Origin of the sequence: Pseudonocardia sp. DR1-2 (genome assembly GCF_023717215.1) — a bacterium.
Taxonomy (GTDB): domain Bacteria; phylum Actinomycetota; class Actinomycetes; order Mycobacteriales; family Pseudonocardiaceae; genus Pseudonocardia; species Pseudonocardia alni.
Window position 1 is genome coordinate 114,916 of sequence record NZ_JAMQOF010000007.1, and the last position, 15,673, is coordinate 130,588.

14 protein-coding genes are annotated in these 15,673 nt (G+C 75.3%); 8 read left to right on the plus strand and 6 right to left on the minus strand.

Features of this window, described 5'->3' with window-relative positions; genetic code table 11:
- The first annotated feature begins 48 nt into the window (after positions 1 to 48).
- Positions 49 to 1,368, plus strand: a complete 1,320-nt coding sequence (locus ND486_RS29890; protein WP_251786102.1) for a GGDEF domain-containing protein — start codon at positions 49 to 51, stop codon at positions 1,366 to 1,368.
- A 180-nt stretch (positions 1,369 to 1,548) separates the two neighbouring features.
- Here ND486_RS29890 and ND486_RS21160 read toward each other — a convergent pair whose 3' ends face one another.
- Entirely contained in the window at positions 1,549 to 2,928 is a 1,380-nt protein-coding gene (locus ND486_RS21160) for a diguanylate cyclase (protein ID WP_251786104.1), read from the minus strand.
- 669 nt (positions 2,929 to 3,597) lie between these two features.
- Here ND486_RS21160 and dxs point away from each other — a divergent pair.
- The 3 genes from dxs to ND486_RS21175 are packed head-to-tail and all read left to right on the plus strand — an operon-like array spanning position 3,598 to position 7,386.
- Entirely contained in the window at positions 3,598 to 5,538 is a 1,941-nt protein-coding gene (dxs, locus tag ND486_RS21165) for a 1-deoxy-D-xylulose-5-phosphate synthase (protein ID WP_208820160.1), read from the plus strand.
- Entirely contained in the window at positions 5,538 to 6,215 is a 678-nt protein-coding gene (locus ND486_RS21170) for a response regulator transcription factor (RefSeq protein WP_062404606.1), read from the plus strand. The genes dxs and ND486_RS21170 overlap by 1 nt, the downstream gene beginning before the upstream one ends.
- 4 nt (positions 6,216 to 6,219) lie before the next feature.
- Positions 6,220 to 7,386, plus strand: coding sequence for a cell wall metabolism sensor histidine kinase WalK (locus ND486_RS21175; protein WP_238589936.1), 1,167 nt, complete (start codon positions 6,220 to 6,222; stop codon positions 7,384 to 7,386).
- A gap of 77 nt (positions 7,387 to 7,463) precedes the next feature.
- On the opposite strand, the gene ND486_RS21180 is transcribed toward ND486_RS21175, so the two are convergent.
- The 3 genes from ND486_RS21180 to ND486_RS21190 form a co-directional block, all read right to left on the minus strand.
- The gene (locus ND486_RS21180) at positions 7,464 to 8,645 is read right to left on the minus strand and encodes a ribonuclease D (protein ID WP_251786462.1); all 1,182 of its coding nucleotides are present in this window, start codon (positions 8,643 to 8,645) and stop codon (positions 7,464 to 7,466) included.
- Between the two features lie 86 nt (positions 8,646 to 8,731).
- Positions 8,732 to 9,292 (minus strand): response regulator transcription factor, encoded by a 561-nt coding sequence (locus tag ND486_RS21185; protein ID WP_029239699.1) that lies wholly within the window; start codon positions 9,290 to 9,292, stop codon positions 8,732 to 8,734.
- A 418-nt stretch (positions 9,293 to 9,710) separates the two neighbouring features.
- Positions 9,711 to 10,331 carry a DUF3000 domain-containing protein gene (locus ND486_RS21190; RefSeq protein WP_179760319.1) on the minus strand — a complete coding sequence of 207 codons (621 nt, stop codon included), beginning with the start codon at positions 10,329 to 10,331 and terminating at the stop codon, positions 9,711 to 9,713.
- A 95-nt stretch (positions 10,332 to 10,426) separates the two neighbouring features.
- Between ND486_RS21190 and hemE the strand changes: the two genes are divergently transcribed.
- From hemE to hemQ, 3 genes are read left to right on the plus strand one after another with little or no spacing between them, the layout of a single operon-like run.
- Positions 10,427 to 11,521, plus strand: a complete 1,095-nt coding sequence (hemE, locus tag ND486_RS21195; protein ID WP_251786105.1) for a uroporphyrinogen decarboxylase — start codon at positions 10,427 to 10,429, stop codon at positions 11,519 to 11,521.
- Positions 11,518 to 13,071, plus strand: coding sequence for a protoporphyrinogen oxidase (gene hemG / locus ND486_RS21200; protein ID WP_251786133.1), 1,554 nt, complete (start codon positions 11,518 to 11,520; stop codon positions 13,069 to 13,071). Before hemE ends, hemG begins: the two co-directional genes overlap by 4 nt.
- A gap of 33 nt (positions 13,072 to 13,104) precedes the next feature.
- Entirely contained in the window at positions 13,105 to 13,800 is a 696-nt protein-coding gene (gene hemQ / locus ND486_RS21205; RefSeq protein WP_251786136.1) for a hydrogen peroxide-dependent heme synthase, read from the plus strand.
- A gap of 31 nt (positions 13,801 to 13,831) precedes the next feature.
- Here the strand turns inward: hemQ and msrB are convergent, their stop codons facing one another.
- Together msrB and ND486_RS21215 are read right to left on the minus strand one after the other, a co-directional pair.
- Positions 13,832 to 14,284, minus strand: a complete 453-nt coding sequence (gene msrB / locus ND486_RS21210) for a peptide-methionine (R)-S-oxide reductase MsrB (RefSeq protein ID WP_083474690.1) — start codon at positions 14,282 to 14,284, stop codon at positions 13,832 to 13,834.
- A gap of 42 nt (positions 14,285 to 14,326) precedes the next feature.
- Positions 14,327 to 14,608, minus strand: a complete 282-nt coding sequence (locus tag ND486_RS21215) for a hypothetical protein (protein WP_062402379.1) — start codon at positions 14,606 to 14,608, stop codon at positions 14,327 to 14,329.
- Between the two features lie 35 nt (positions 14,609 to 14,643).
- On the opposite strand from ND486_RS21215, the gene ligD reads away from it, so the two are divergent.
- Positions 14,644 to 15,672, plus strand: coding sequence for a non-homologous end-joining DNA ligase (gene ligD / locus ND486_RS21220; RefSeq protein ID WP_374210268.1), 1,029 nt, complete (start codon positions 14,644 to 14,646; stop codon positions 15,670 to 15,672).
- The last annotated feature ends 1 nt before the right edge of the window (position 15,673 follow it).

Genomic DNA, 15,673 nt, shown 5'->3' on the forward strand with positions numbered 1-15,673 from the left:
GGACGAACGCGATGTGCCGATCGGTCCCGTCCTTTCGGGTAGGTGTCCGTGACCGGGATCCGGAGAGGTGACCCCGAACGTCCCCGCTGGCCCTTCCGCGGCCTGCCGGCGCGGGTGCTCGCCGTGCTGGTGCTCGTCGAGCTCACCGCCGTCGTGCTCGTCGTGACCGACCTGGCCCGGCTGCCGTGGGACCGCGACACCGGCCTGCTGGCGCTGGGCGCACTCGGTCTGGCGGCGCTCGGCGCGGTGCACACCGAGCTGGCGACCGGCATCGAGCGGGTGCGCCGGCGGGTCGCGCACGTCTCCTACTTCGACCTGTCGACGGTCTGGACCTTCGCGGCCGCGCTGCTGCTGCCGCCGGGGGTGGCGGGCCTGGTGGTCGTGGCCGTCTACGGCCACCTGTGGTGGCGGGTCTGGCGTCCCGCCGGGGCGCAGTTGTACCGGCACGCCTACACCACCGCGACCGTCGTGCTGGCCGCGATGGCCGCCTCGGTCCTCGTCCCGTCCGAGTCGCTCACCGCGGCCGCGGGGGTCGGTGGCGGGAGCCGGGTGGTCGGCTACCTGTCGCTCCTGCTGGCCATGGCGGTCTACGGACTGGTCAACCAGCTCCTCGTCGCGACCGCGCTGGCGCTGTCCTCGCCGCACCGCCCCGACTGGCGACGCCTGGTGGGGGACTGGGACGACCACGTGCTGGAGGGCGCGACGCTGTGTCTGGCGGTGCTGGCCGCGCTCGCCGTGCAGCGCCAGGTGCTGCTCGTGCTGCTGGTCCTCCCGCCGCTGCTGGTGCTGCACCGGGCGGTGCTGATCCGGCAGCTGGAGGAGCGGGCGAACACCGACGCCAAGACCAACCTGCTGACCGCCCTCGCGTGGCGGGGCCGGGCGCACCGGGCGCTCGCCCGGGCGCGGCGCCAGCGCGGTGCGGTCGCGGTGCTGATCCTCGACCTGGACCACTTCAAGGCCGTCAACGACGGCTACGGCCACCTCGCCGGCGACGAGGTGCTCTCCGCCGTCGCCGGGACGCTGAAGGCCCAGGTCCGCGAGGTCGACCCGGTCGGGCGCTTCGGCGGGGAGGAGTTCGTCGTCCTCCTGGCCGGGCTGCCGGTGGGGCCGGAGGGACGCGAGCTCGCCCACAACGCGGCCGAGCGCATCCGGCGGACCGTCCGGTCGCTGGCCGTGCACGTCGACGGCCCGGGCGGCGGCATCACCATCTGCGACCTGTCGGTGTCGGTCGGGGTCGCGGTGACCGGCGGCGACGGCGAGTCCCTCGACGAGCTGCTGCAGGTCGCCGACCACGCCCTCTACGCGGCCAAGCGGGCCGGGCGCGACCAGGTCCGGACCGGGCGCGACGGGAGCGTCCCCGGCCGCTGACCCCCGGGCGACCGGGTCCGCCGCACCGGGCACCGGGGCCCCGGGCCGGCGTGGGCGACGGGAGAGGCGTCACCGGGTCGCCGGACACGACGGGCTCCGGGCCGCCGGGCCACAGGGGACGCCGAGCCGTGGCGGCTGATCGGCTCCGTCCCGGAGGGGACGGGCGTCGGCGCGGGAACGTCAGGCGTGTTCGGGCTCGGCCGGGAAGGTGTGGCGCCCGATCCGCACGGCGTCGCGCCCGGCCCGCTTGGCCGCGTAGAGCGCGGAGTCGGCGACCTCGAGCAGGCCGGTCAGGGCGTGGCCGTCGTCGGGGAACAGCGCCCCGCCGATCGAGACGGTGATCCCGGCGCCGGCGCGGGGCGACGGACGGCCGTCGGTCCGGGCGGCGCCCGCGGACGGTGCGGGCAGCCGCTGGGCCGGGACCCCGTCCGGCGGTGCCACCGGGCCGGAGCCGCCCGCGATCCGCCTGCGCAGACGCTCGGCGATCTGCCGGACCTCCTCGCGGCCGTCGTTGCCGGAGAGCCGGGGGAGCAGCACGACGAACTCCTCCCCGCCGAACCGGCCGACGAGGTCGTGGTCGCGCAGCTCCTCGCGCAGCATCTGGGCGGTGGCGGCGAGGACCTGGTCGCCGTAGAGGTGGCCGTGCGTGTCGTTGATCTCCTTGAAGTGGTCCAGGTCGAGGATCAGCAGCGCCGCGGGCCGCCGTTCGCGTTCGGCGAGGGTCAGCTCGTGGGTCCCGCGCAGGTGCCAGGCCGCGTGGTTGAGCAGCCCGGTCTTGGCGTCGGTGTCGGCCCGTTCGCGCAGCTGGCGGACCAGGATCGTGCGGTGCAGGGCCAGGATGGGCGGCACCGCGAGCAGCGCGACGAACGGCCCGCTCGCGGCCAGCGCCCCCGCCGTCAGCGCCCCCAGGCAGAGGGTCGCCAGCTCCAGGGTGAGCTCGTCGCCGCCGAACAGGATGCGCACCACCCGGGTGTCCGGGCTGGCCACCGCGACCACGCCGAGGACCAGGCAGGTGTTGACGACGGTGTAGGTCAGCAGCGCGAGCAGCAGCGCGAGGGTGCCGGGCAGGCTGCCGTAGAGCTCGCCGGGCCGGGTCGCGGCGAGCACCCCGGCCGCCGCGTGCACGGACAGGATGACCGTCGCGGTGCTGTAGACCTCGCGGTAGACCGGCCTGCGGTCCGGGGGCGGCACCGGCCGCAGCACCCGGACGTAGAGGTGGGTGTAGACCACCACCACCACGAACGCGCCCAGTACCGGCGGCAGCAGCAGGGCCGAGGCGAAGGTCCAGACCGAGGTCAGGTTCACGTGGTGGGTCTCGGCGGTGTAGCGCCGGATGCGTTCGACGCCGGCCACGACCTCGGTGTGCAGGATCCCGGCCACGGTCAGCGTGGCGAGCAGCACCAGCGTCGCGTGGTCGAGCCGGGGCGGGTTCAGCAGCCCGGCGAGCACCAGGCAGACCGCCAGCAGTTCCACGGCGAGGACCGGGCCGAGCAGCCGTCCCGGGATGGACCAGATCGGCCAGCGGGTGACCTGGTGCAGCCGGACCGGTTCCGGGGCCATACGTCCCTCCCTCGCCGGCGTCGTCCCACCCGATCCTGCCCGTCCGCAGCAGCGACCGGCGTGCCGCCCCTCCGTGATCCTAACCGCACCCGTCGCCGTCTGTGATCGATACGGCTTCGTGATCGTGTCGTAGCTGCTCGGACGAGCGGCGTGATCACGCTGAGTGCCGGGCGCACGGCCGGACCGGTGATTGTTGATATCGCAATGGTGCTCCCTGGTTTGTTCGCGGGTCGACGGCGGGTCACCCTTTTCGGCGGCGGCACCGGTGAATGCGTGAGAGACCATGTCGGTATGCCGGTAATTGCTGTCCCGTGATGTCACGACGGCGCCACGACGTGGGAGATGTCGATCAGGAAAGGGGTGTCCGATGCGCAACTGGGGTTGGTGAACGCGTCCGCGGTAAGGGCCGCGGCCATTGTGTCGATCAACTGTGGGTCCGAGTGCGAAAGGAGATCGACAATGCGTAACTGGGGTTGGTGAGAACAGTGGACGTACCGCGTCGCAGCACGGGACGCGGCGGGCACCGTCCGGGTGACGGTCGACGCCCGCCGCGCCCGGCAGCGCCATCGGGTCGCCTCGGCTACCGGTCCGTAGAGTGGGACCACGAGTCGATGCCGGTCCTCCGTGGTGGAGGACGCCCGAGCAGGGCCGGCGGCGAGGAGGCAGTACGTGACGACGAACCGGGGACTCTCGGCGATCCGGCGCCCGGCCGATCTGCGAGGGCTCGGGCCCGACGAGCTGACCTCGCTCGCGGCCGAGATCCGTGGGTTCCTGATCAAGGCGGTGTCCCGCACCGGGGGCCACCTGGGGCCCAACCTGGGTGTGGTGGAGCTGAGCATCGCCCTGCACCGGGTCTTCGAGTCCCCGCAGGACACCCTGATCTGGGACACCGGGCACCAGGCGTACGTGCACAAGCTGCTGACCGGCCGTCAGGAGGGCTGGGACCGGCTGAAGAAGACCGGCGGGCTGTCGGGCTACCCGAGCCGCGCCGAGTCCGAGCACGACCACGTCGAGTCCAGCCACGCGTCGTCGTCGCTGTCCTGGGCCGACGGGATCGCCCGCGCGCACGCCCTGACCGGGGTCGACCGGCACGTCGTCGCCGTGATCGGCGACGGGGCGCTCACCGGTGGCATGGCCTGGGAGGCGCTCAACAACATCGCGGCCGGCGAGGACCGCAACGTCGTGGTCGTCGTGAACGACAACGGCCGCTCCTACTCGCCGACCATCGGCGGGCTGGCCGACCGGCTCGCGTCGCTGCGGCTGCAGCCCGGCTACGAGCGGGTGCTCGAGGCCGGCAAGCGCACCGTCCGCGGCACCCCCGTGGTCGGGCCCGCGCTCTACGCCGGCCTGCACGCGTTCAAGGCCGGGGTGAAGGACGCGCTCTCCCCGCAGGAGCTGTTCTCCGACCTGGGGCTCAAGTACTTCGGCCCGGTCGACGGTCACGACATCGGCCAGCTCGAGTCCGCGCTGCGCCGGGCGAAGCGCTTCGGCGGGCCGGTCATCGTGCACACGGTCACCCGCAAGGGCAACGGCTACCCGCCCGCGGAGAACGACGAGGCCGAGCAGATGCACAGCCCGGCCGCGTTCGACCCGGAGACCGGTCTGCCCACCGGTACCCCGGTCACCGGCTGGACCGACGTGTTCGCCGAGGAGATGGTGGCGCTGGGATCGCGGCGCACCGACGTCGTCGCGATCACCGCGGCGATGCTCGGCCCGACCGGCCTGGCGCCGTTCGCGGCCGCCCACCCGGACCGCATCGTCGACGTCGGGATCGCCGAGCAGCACGCGCTGACCACCGCCGCCGGGCTGGCCCGGGCCGGGCGGCACCCCGTCGTCGCGCTGTACTCGACGTTCCTCAACCGCGGTTTCGACCAGCTGCTGATGGACGTGGGCCTGCACCGCGAGCGCGTCACGCTGGTGCTGGACCGCTCCGGGGTCACCGGCAGCGACGGCCCGTCGCACAACGGGATGTGGGACCTGTCGCTGCTGGGCATCGTGCCCGGCATGCGGGTCGCGGCCCCCCGTGACGAGGAGACCCTGCGCGAGGAGTTCCGGGAGGCCACCGCGGTCACCGACGGCCCGACCGCCCTGCGCTACCCCAAGGGCTCGGTGATCGGCTCGGTGCCCGCGCTGCGCCGCCTCGACGGCCCGGCCGGGGTCGACGTGCTGCACGAGCCGTCCGACGGGCGCTCCCAGGTCCTGCTGGTCTGCGTCGGGGCGTTCGCGAAGGCCGGCGTCGCCGTCGCGCAGCGGCTCGCCGACCAGGGCGTCGACGTGACCGTCGTCGACCCGCGGTGGGTGCTGCCGGTCCCGCGGGAGCTGCTCACGCTGGCCGCCGACCACCAGCTCGTGGTCACCGTCTCCGACTGTGGCACGCACGGCGGGTTCGGCTCCGCGCTGTCCGACGCGCTGCGCGCCGCCGAGCTCGACGTGCGCCAGCGCGACCTCGCGCTGCCCCAGGAGTACCTGGAACACGGCAGCCGCGACGACGTGCTCGCCGCGACCGGGCTGACCGAGCAGGACATGGCCCGCCGGATCACCGAGTGGGCGGCCGCGGCGGTCCCCTCGACCCCCGAGGACGCCGTTCCCGGGCGGGAGCGCACCCGCTGATGCGCGTCATCGTCGTCGAGGACGAGCCGGCGATGGCCGACGCCGTCGTGCGCGGGCTGCGCCGGGACGGGATGGCCGTCGACGTGGCCTACGACGGCGACGAGGGCTCGGAGAAGCTGTCGGTGACCCGCTACGACGTCGCCGTCCTCGACCGGGACCTGCCCGGCCGCAGCGGCGACGACCTGTGCGACGAGCTCGTCGCCGCGGGCGGCCTGACCCGGGTGCTGATGCTCACCGCGTCGGGCACCCCGGCCGACAAGGTCGAGGGCCTGTCCCGTGGCGCCGACGACTACCTGGCCAAGCCGTTCGACTTCCCCGAGCTGGTCGCCCGGGTCCGGGCGCTCGGCCGCCGGGCGACCCCGGCGGTGCCGCCCACGCTGCGGGCAGGCGACGTCGTGCTGGACCCGGCCCGGCGCACCGTGCTGCGCTCCGGGCGGCCGGTCGAGCTGACCCGCAAGGAGTTCGGCGTGCTGGAGGTCCTGCTCGCCGCGGGCGGGGCCGTGGTGTCGTCGGAGGAGCTGCTCGAACGCGTCTGGGACGAGAACGCCGACCCGTTCACCACCACGGTGCGGGTCACCGTCATGACCCTGCGCAAGAAGCTCGGTGCGCCGGGTCCGATCGACACCGTCGTCGGTGCCGGGTACCGGGTGCCCGCCGACGGGACCCCCACGGCGTGACGGCGTGGGCGCCCTCCGGCCGCGGCTGACACTGCTCGCGACGGCGCTCGTCGCCGCGGTCGCCGCGCTGCTGCTCTGGCTCGGCTGGATGCTGGTCGGCGCGGTGGTCGCGGGCACCCCGGCGCTGCCCGGGACGGTGTTCGTCGGCGGGGTCGCCGTGCCCGCCGAGACCGCCCGCGACGCGGTCGCCGCCGCGGCCCGCGCCGAGGTGCTGCGAGCCGGGCTGATCGCGTTCCCGCTGGTCGTCGCCGCCGGGGCGGTCACGTCCTGGGTGCTGGTCGGGCGGGTGCTGCACCCGCTGCGCCGGGTCGTCGAGACCACCTCGCGGCTCTCGGCGAGCTCGCTCGACGAGCGGGTCGCGCTCGCCGGTGCCCGCGGCGAGGTCGCCGAGCTGGCCGCCGCCGTCGACGCGATGCTCGACCGGCTGCAGGCCGCGTTCGACGCCCAGTCCCGGTTCGTCGCCAACGCCGGGCACGAGCTGCGCACCCCGCTCGCGGTGCTGCGCACCGAGATCGACGTGACGCTGCAGGACCCCGACGCCGACGCCGAGGAGCTGCGCCGGATGGCCGGGGTCGTCCGGGAGGCGGGCCGCCGCTGCGACGAGCTGGTCAGCGGGCTGCTGCTGCTCGCCCGCACCGAGGCCGGGGGAGCGATGCCGGGCTCCGACCGGGTGCCGGTGGACCTGGCCGCGCTCGTCGCCGCGGAGCTCGCGGCCGTGGCCGGGGACGTCGCCGTCCGCGGCCTGGTCGTGCGCACCGACCCGCGGCCCGCGACGACCCGGGGCAACGAGCCGCTGCTGCGCCGGATGGTGGCGAACCTGCTGGAGAACGCGGTGCGGCACAACCGCGACGGCGGCTGGATCGAGGTCGGCTGCGGGACCGGCGCGCCCGAGCCGGGGGTCGTGCTGCGGGTCGCGTCGTCCGGGCCGGAGCTGGCACCGGACAGGGTGGCCGAGCTGTTCGAGCCGTTCCGGCGGGGCCCGGTGGCCCGCACCGCCCACACCCGCGGCTCCGGGCTGGGGCTGTCGATCGTGCGGTCGGTGGCCACCGCGCACGGCGGGTCCGTGCACGCCGAGGCGGTGCCCGGCGGGGGACTGGAGGTGCACGTCGCGCTGCCCGACGACAGCACGGCCCCGGCGCCCTCGGGTGGGGCCCCGGTCCTCGCCCGCTGACCGGAGGCCTGCCCGGTCCGGGGCTCACCCGGGGCGGGTGGCTCCACCGGGACGCGGGCGGGGGAGGCCCGGGCGGCTCAGCGGGCCCGGGTGGCCAGGGCCGGTTCGAGCAGCGGGGAGAGCAGCTCGACCTGCCACGGGCGGGCGCCGCCGGCGACCAGGGCGGCCGGGAGGTCGCCGTCGGTGGGCGGGGTCCAGCAGACCCGGCGCAGCAGGTCGGGCTGCAACAGGTTCTCCACCGGCACGTCGTGCTGCTCGGAGACCGTGGTCAGTGCCGCGCGGGCGGCGGCGAGCCGGGCCGCGGCGTCGGGGTCGCGGTCGGCCCAGCGCGACACCGGCGGCGGGCCGTCGGTGGTGGCGGCGCCGCGCGGCAGCTCGGCCTCGGGGAGGTCGGCGGCCCGGCGCAGCGCGTCGAACCAGTACCGGGCCAGCCTGCGCTGGGAGCGACCGCGGAACACCGGCAGCTCGGCCAGTGCCTGCGGGGAGTCGGGGTTGCGCACCGCGGCGTCGAGGATCGCGGCGTCGGGCAGGACCCGGCCGGGGGCGATGTCGCGCTCGGCGGCGAGGGAGTCACGCGCCTGCCACAGCTCCCGGACCGCGGCGAGCGGGCGGGGGCGGCGGACCTTGTGGATGCCGGAGGTGCGCCGCCAGGGCTCCGCGCGCGGCGGGGGCGGCGGGGCGGTGCGGACCGCCTCGAACTCCTGGCGGGCCCAGTCGAGCTTGCCCTGCTCGTCGAGCATCCGGGTCAGGACGGTGCGCAGGTCGACGAGCACCTCGACGTCGAGCGCGGCGTAGACCAGCCAGTCCTCGGGGAGCGGGCGACGCGACCAGTCGGCGGCGCCGTGCCCCTTCTCCAGGCCGAGGCCGAGCAGGTTCTCCACCATCGGGCCGAGCCCGACCCGGGGCAGCCCGGCCAGCCGGCCGGCGAGCTCGGTGTCGAACAACGACGCCGGGCGCAGGTCCAGCTCGGCCAGGCACGGGAGGTCCTGGGAGGCCGCGTGCAGCACCCACTCCGGGCCGTCGAGGGCCTCGGCGAGCGGGCCCAGCTCGCCGCGCAGCGGGATCGGGTCCACCAGCGCGGACCCGGCCCCGGCACGCCGCAGCTGCACCAGGTAGGCGCGCTGGGAGTACCGGAAGCCGGAGGCACGCTCCGCGTCGACGGCGACCGGGCCGCTGCCGCCGGCGATCGCCGCGGCCACGCGGGCGAGGTCGTCGGCGGTCGCGGTGACCGGGGGGAGGCCGTCGGCGGGACGGAGCAGCGGTACCGGATCGGGTGAACCGTCCGGAGTCGCCGAGACCGGCGGCCGGGTCGTGTCCGTACCGCCGGCGGCGCCGGTCCCGGGAGTCAGCGAATGACCCCCGCGCGCATGGCGAGCGCGACCATCTGGGCGCGGTCGCCGGTGCCGAGCTTGCGGCCGATCCGGGAGAGGTGGCTCTTCACCGTGAGGGCGGAGAGGTTCAGGGCCTCACCGATCTCCTTGTTGGACTGGCCGTCCGCGACGAGCTGCAGCACCTCGACCTCGCGGGCCGAGAGCTCCCGCGGGGTGTTGTCGGTGCCCGGCACGCGGGACCCGGTGGCGAGCAGCGGGGCGACCGTCGGGTCGGCGTAGACGCCGCCGTCGAGGACCCGCTTGACGCCGTCGGTCACGACCGAGGGCGACGCCGACTTCAGCAGGTAGGCCTGCGCGCCGGCCTGGAACGCCGAGCGGACCGCGTACGGGTCGTCGGAGGAGGCGAGCACGACCAGCCGGTTCCAGCCGAGCGAGCGGAGCTCGCTGACCAGGTCCAGCCCGCTGCCGTCCGGCAGGGTCAGGTCGAGGATCGCGAGGTCGCAGGGACCCGCGGCGTGGGCGCGAGCCCGCGCCTCGGTGACCGAGGCGGCCTCGTGCACGGTGCCCGCTCCCATGGAGCGCAGCCGTCCGGCGATCGCCTCGCGGAGCAGCGGGTGGTCGTCCACGACGAGAACCGTGAACAGCTCCTCCCGCGGCTGCGGGACGATCCCCGGCGAGAGCACTGCTCCACCGATCGGAGCGCCACCTGGGGTGGTGCTGCCGGAGCTCTGCGCCGGCACTTGCTGGCCAAGTACAGCCACGTCGTCAACCTTCCTGGAGTCGGTCGTACGCCCCCGACCAACACCGGAACCCGAGGGACGGAGAGTGGCGCTCGGCCGCCCGGGCGGGTGCCATGGAAGAGATGGTATCCCTCCATGCGGCCTAACGTCTGGTGTGCATTCGTCTTTCCGGCCTGGAAAGTTACATGCATGTGGGCGCGGTCCCACCCCTCCGGGTGAAAGATTTCCGACGCGTGCCGTTGACCTGCGACGTTCAGCCGGGTGATCGGCTCAACGGCACTGCGCCGACCGGCGGCAGACCCGCAGCGGTCGACACCAGGGACGCGAACGCGACGGCGTGTCGGGACAGATCGCCGTCGCTCTCCGTGGGCGACCAGGAGGCGCGCAGCTCGACGTCGTCCTCCCGCGGCGGCCCCTCGCCGGGGCCGCCACCGCCGCCGCTGAGCCCGCCGAAGCGGACCGACGAGGTCTGGGTGACGGTCCCGCCGAGCGCGGTGAACCCGGCGCCGGCGTGCTCGAGGGCGTCGGTCAGCCAGGACCAGCCGATCCGCGGCAGCATGTCGTCGCCGAGCTGGCCGGGCTCCAGCCGGGCCTGCACGAAGCAGACCAGCCGGAAGGTGCCCTCCCAGCGTTCCTGGCCGTCGGGGTCGTGGAGCAGGATCAACCGGCCGGAGGTGTCCGGCTCGTCGAGGTCGTCGGTCCCGTCGCCGCGGTGCCCGATGTCGGCCTCGACGCTGGTCGCCCAGCTGTACGGCGCGAGCCGGGGCGGCGCCTCGAGCGGCCGCACCACGAGCTCGGGGCGCGGTCGGACCGACGCGAGCGAGCGGACCGCGCTGCGGAACGCTGCTGGTGGTGGTGAGTTCGGGTCCGGCACGGCGTCGGACTCTAGGGTGCGATACCCGTCGTACCTGGCAGGCGCGCCGGGGCGCCCGAGCACCGGCCCGGTCCGCGTGGGATCATCGGGAGGTCATGACTGCAGGCATCGTCTCCGCGCCCCCCGCCCGCCGCGACCTCGCGGGAGCACCGTTCCTCGACGCAGCGCGCGGTGCGACGCCGTCGCGGCTGCCGGTCTGGTTCATGCGCCAGGCGGGTCGCTCGTTGCCGGAGTACCGGGCCCTGCGCCGGGACAACGCGATGCTCGAGGCGTGTCTCACCCCGGACCTGACCTGCGAGATCACCCTGCAGCCGGTCCGCCGCCACGACATGGACGCGGCCATCCTGTTCTCCGACATCGTGGTGCCGCTGTACCTGGCGGGCATCGGGGTGGACATCGTGCCGGGCACCGGCCCCGTCGTGGACTCACCGGTCCGCACCGCCGCCGACGTCGCGGCACTGCCCGAGCTGGCGCCCGAGCAGGTGGCGCGCGTCACCGAGGCGATCGGCCTGCTGCTGCCCGAGCTGGGCCGCGTCCCGCTGATCGGGTTCGCGGGCGCCCCGTTCACCCTCGCCTCCTACCTCATCGAGGGCGGCCCGAGCCGCAACCACGAGCGGACCAAGTCCCTCATGCGCTCGGCCCCCGACGTGTGGCACGCCCTGCTCGGCAAGCTCGCCGTGCTCACCGGCACGTTCCTGCAGCAGCAGGTCGCCGCCGGGGTGGACGCGGTCCAGCTGTTCGACTCCTGGGCGGGCGCGCTGTCCGAGCGCGACTACCGCGAGTTCGTGCTGCCGCACTCCGCCGCCGTGCTCGGCGCGCTCGCCGGGGCCGGTGTGCCGCGGATCCACTTCGGGGTCGGCACCGCCGAGCTCCTGGGTGCGATGACCGACGCCGGCGCCGACGTGATCGGCGTCGACTGGCGGACCCCGCTCGACGTCGCGGCCCGCCGGGCCGGTGGCGCGGTGCCCGTGCAGGGCAACCTGGACCCGGCGGTGCTGTTCGCCGGTCAGGAGGCCGTCGACGCCGAGGTCGTGCGGATCGCCGCCGAGGGGGCGCGCACCCGCGGGCACGTGTTCAACCTCGGCCACGGTGTCCTGCCCCCCACCGACCCGGACGCGATCACCCGGACCGTCGAGACGGTGCACGCCCAGCCCGTGGCCGGGCCGACGGGCGACCGTCCGTCGCGATGACCCGCGTCGCCGTCGTCGGCGGCGGTGTCTCCGGTCTGGCCTGCGCGCACCGGCTGCGCACGCTGCTCGGCCCGGCCGCCGAGATCGTCGTGCTCGAGCAGCGTGACCGGCTCGGCGGCGTGCTGCGCACGGTCGACCTCGCGGGGGCGCCCTTCGACGTCGGCGCCGAGGCCTTCCTCGCCCGCCGTCCCGAGGTCCCCGCGCTGCTCACCGAGATCGGGCTGGCCGACGCGCTCACCCACCCCACCGCGGCGACGGCGACGATCCGCGCGGGCGGGCGGACCGTCGGCCTGCCCCGCGGCACCCTGATGGGCGTGCCCGGCCGCGACGCCGATCTCGGGGGAGTGCTGTCCGACGCCGGACGGGCCGCGGTCGCCGCCGAGCCGACCACGCCGCTGGACTGGGACCCGGGCACCGACGTCGCGCTCGGGGCGCTGCTGCGCCGCCGGTTCGGCCCCGAGGTGGTCGACCGGATCGCCGACCCGCTCCTGGGCGGTGTCTACGCCGGGCGGGTCGACCGGCTCGGCCTGCGCGCCACCGTCCCGGCGCTGGCCGCCGCGCTCGACGCCGGGGCCGGGTCGCTCACCGAGGCGGCCAGTACCGGGATGGCCGCGTCCGGCCAGCGCAGCGGCACCCTCGCCGCCGGGACACCGGCCGCGGGGGTCGGCGCCACCACACCGCCGGTCGCCGCGAGCCGGGCCGCCGGGAGCCGGGCCGCCGTGCCGACCGCCGCCGGGGGCTCCGGGGCCGGCCCCTCCGCGGTGCCACAGCCGGTGGCCGCGGGACCGGTCTTCGGTGCCGTGCGCGGCGGCTACCGCGAGATGATCGCCGCACTCGTCGCCGCGTCCGGGGCCCGGGTGCGCACCGGCGTCACCGTGCGGGAGCTGCACCGCCGCCCCGACGGCTGGCGGCTCGTCCTCGGACCGGTCCCGCAGCCGGAGGCACTCGACGTCGACGCCGTCGTCCTCGCCGTCCCCGCCCCCGCCGCCCGCCGGCTGCTGGAGCCGGTCGCCCCGGCCGCGGCCGCCGCGGCCGGGCGGATCGAGCTCGCCTCCTCCGCGGTCGTCGCGCTCGCCTTCCGGGCCGCCGACGTCACCGGCATGCCCGGCACCTCCGGCTGTCTGGTCGCCGCGGACGAGCCCCTGTCGGTCAAGGGCGTCACCCACGCGTCGACGAAGTGGGCCCACCTCGGTGAGGACGGCCTGGTCCGGCTCCGGGCCTCGATCGGCCGGTTCGGCGAGGAGGCGGGCCTGCAGGTCGACGACGCCGAACTCGTCGCCCGTGTCCGTGCCGACCTGGCCGTGCTCGACGGCGTCGACGCCGTCCCGGTCGCGTCGTTCGTGCAGCGCTGGGGCGGCGGTCTGCCGCAGTACGGCGTGGGGCACGGCGCGGTCGTCGACGCGCTGGAGTCCGCCGTCGCCGCCGTCGGGGGGCTGGAGGTCGCCGGGTCGATGCTGCACGGGGTCGGCGTCCCCGCCTGTGTCGCGACCGCCCGGGCCGCCGCCGAGCGGCTCGCCCCGGCCCTGCCCGCCGCACGGACCGGTCGCTGAGGGCACCCTCACCGGCCGCGTACCATGCCGGACATGGCCCGCGTGGACGTCAAAGCGATCAACGACACCATCCGCTACACCATGTGGTCGGTCTTCCGGGCCGAGCCCGGCCGCCTCGGCGACGACCGCTCGGCCGCCGCCCGCGAGGCGACCGAGTACCTCGACTCGCTCGCCAACAAGGACGTCACCGTCCGCGGCGTCTACGACCTCGCCGGTGTGCGGCACGACGCCGACTACATGATCTGGTGGCACGCCTCGGAGATCGAGTCGCTGCAGGCCGCCTACTCCGACCTGCGCCGCACCACCGCGCTCGGCCGGGCGAGCGTGCCGGTCTGGAGCCAGACCGCGCTGCACCGCCCGGCGGAGTTCAACAAGAGCCACGTCCCGGCGTTCATGGCCGGTGAGGACCCGAAGCGCTACGTCTGCGTCTACCCGTTCGTGCGGTCCTACGAGTGGTACCTGCTGCCCGACGCCGAGCGTCGGACGATGCTCGCCGACCACGGCAAGGAGGCCCGGGACTACGCCGACGTGCGCGCCAACACCGTCCCGGCCTTCGCCCTCGGCGACTACGAGTGGATCCTCGCCTTCGAGGCCGACGAGCTGTACCGCATCGTCGACCTCATGCGGCACCTGCGCGGCACCGAGGCCCGCCGCCACGTCCGCGAGGAGATCCCGTTCTACACCGGCCCGCGGGTCGAGGTCGGCGACCTCGTCGCGTCCCTGCCCTGAGCGGCGGGTGGGGACCGCCGCCCGGCGGCCCCTACTCCGCGGCGGGCTCGAGGGTCAGCGACACCGAGTTGATGCAGTAGCGCAGGTCGGTGGGGGTGCCGTAGCCCTCCCCGGCGAACACGTGGCCCAGGTGGCCGTGGCAGGTCGCGCACAGCACCTCGGTGCGCGTCATGCCGAGGCTGGAGTCGGTGCGCTCGATGACGGCCTCACCCGCGAGCGGGGTGAAGAACGACGGCCACCCGCAGTGCGACTCGAACTTGGAGTCGCTGCGGAACAGCTCCGCCCCGCACGCCCGGCAGCGGTAGACGCCGGTGGTGGTCGTGTCGGTGTACTCACCGGTGAACGGGCGCTCGGTCCCGGCCTTGCGGAGCACCTGGTACTCCTCCGGGCTGAGCTGGGCCCGCCACTCGTCGTCGGTCTTCTGCACCGGCGCCGCCGGGAGCTCGGCGTCGGAGGTGGTGGTGTTGCGGCTGAACAGACCCATGCATCCACGGTAACCCGTTGATCGGTCGTGCGCCGCCGGTCGTCAGACCCAGGTGGCGACGACGAACCCGGCCGCGTTCGCGATGACCCAGGCCGCGACGAGCAGCAGCAGCACCGTCACCCCGACGGCGGCGGCGCGCTGCGGCCCCCGGAGCCGGTTCGCCGACTCCGCGAAGTCCCCGACGCCGCGGATGTAGCCCTCCACCGAGCACGACGGCACCCGCTGCATGCGGTCCAGGTGCGCGGCGAACGCCCGCGCCTCCGGGTCGTCCGGGTCGAGGCCCAGCAGGTCGTCGTCGAACCGGGGGGACCGGTCGGAACTCATGGGCACACGATAGACGCCGGGGGTAGGTTCGCCGGGTGGCGAGCCGTGAGGTCGTGATGCTGCAGGTGGACGGGCCCGACGGGCCGCGTGAGGTCCGCCTGACCAGCCCGGACAAGGTCGTGTTCGGCGAGCTCGGCATCACCAAGCGCGAGGTGGTCGAGTACTACGTCGCGGTGGGGGAGCCCATGGCCGCCGCGCTGCGCGACCGCCCCACGAACCTGAAGCGGTTCAACTCCGGGGTGGACGGCGAGCCGTTCTTCGTCAAACGCGTCCCGAAGGGCGCGCCGGACTGGGTGCGGACCTGCACGGTGACCTTCCCCAGCGGCCGTACCGCCGAGTCGGTGTCGGTCACCGAGCCCGCGACGATCGTCTGGGCGGCGAACCTCAACACCCTCGACTTCCACCCGTGGCCGGTCCGCTGCCCCGACACCGAGCACCCCGACGAGCTGCGCATCGACCTCGACCCGCAGCCGGGCACCGACTTCGGCGACGCCGTCGTCGTCGCGCAGGCGCTGCGCGAGGTCCTCACCGAGGCCGGGCTGACCGGATGGGCCAAGACCTCCGGCGGGCGGGGCGTGCACGTCGCCTGCCCGATCCGGCCCGAGTGGGACTTCGTGCAGGTCCGGCACGCGGTCATCGCGCTCGCCCGCCGCGTCTGCCGGCGCATCCCGGAGCTCGCCACCGTCGACTGGTGGAAGGAGGAGCGCGGCGAGCGGGTGTTCCTCGACTACAACCAGGCCGCCCGCGACCGCACCATCGCCTCGGCCTGGTCGGTGCGCGGGCTGCCCGCCGCGACCGTCTCCATGCCGGTCACCTGGGACGACCTGCCCGAGGTCGACCCCGCCGGGTTCACCCTGCGCACCGTGCCCGGGCTGCTGGAGCGCCACGGCGACCCGCACGCCGGCGCGGGCGAGGACCGGGGGAGCTGCGCGACCGCGCTGGAGTGGTACGCCGAGGACGAGGCCGAGCGGGGGCTGGGGGACCTGCCCTACCCGCCGGAGTACCCCAAGATGCCCGGCGAGCCGCTGCGGGTGCAGCCCAGCCGGGCGCGGAAGCAGGACTGAG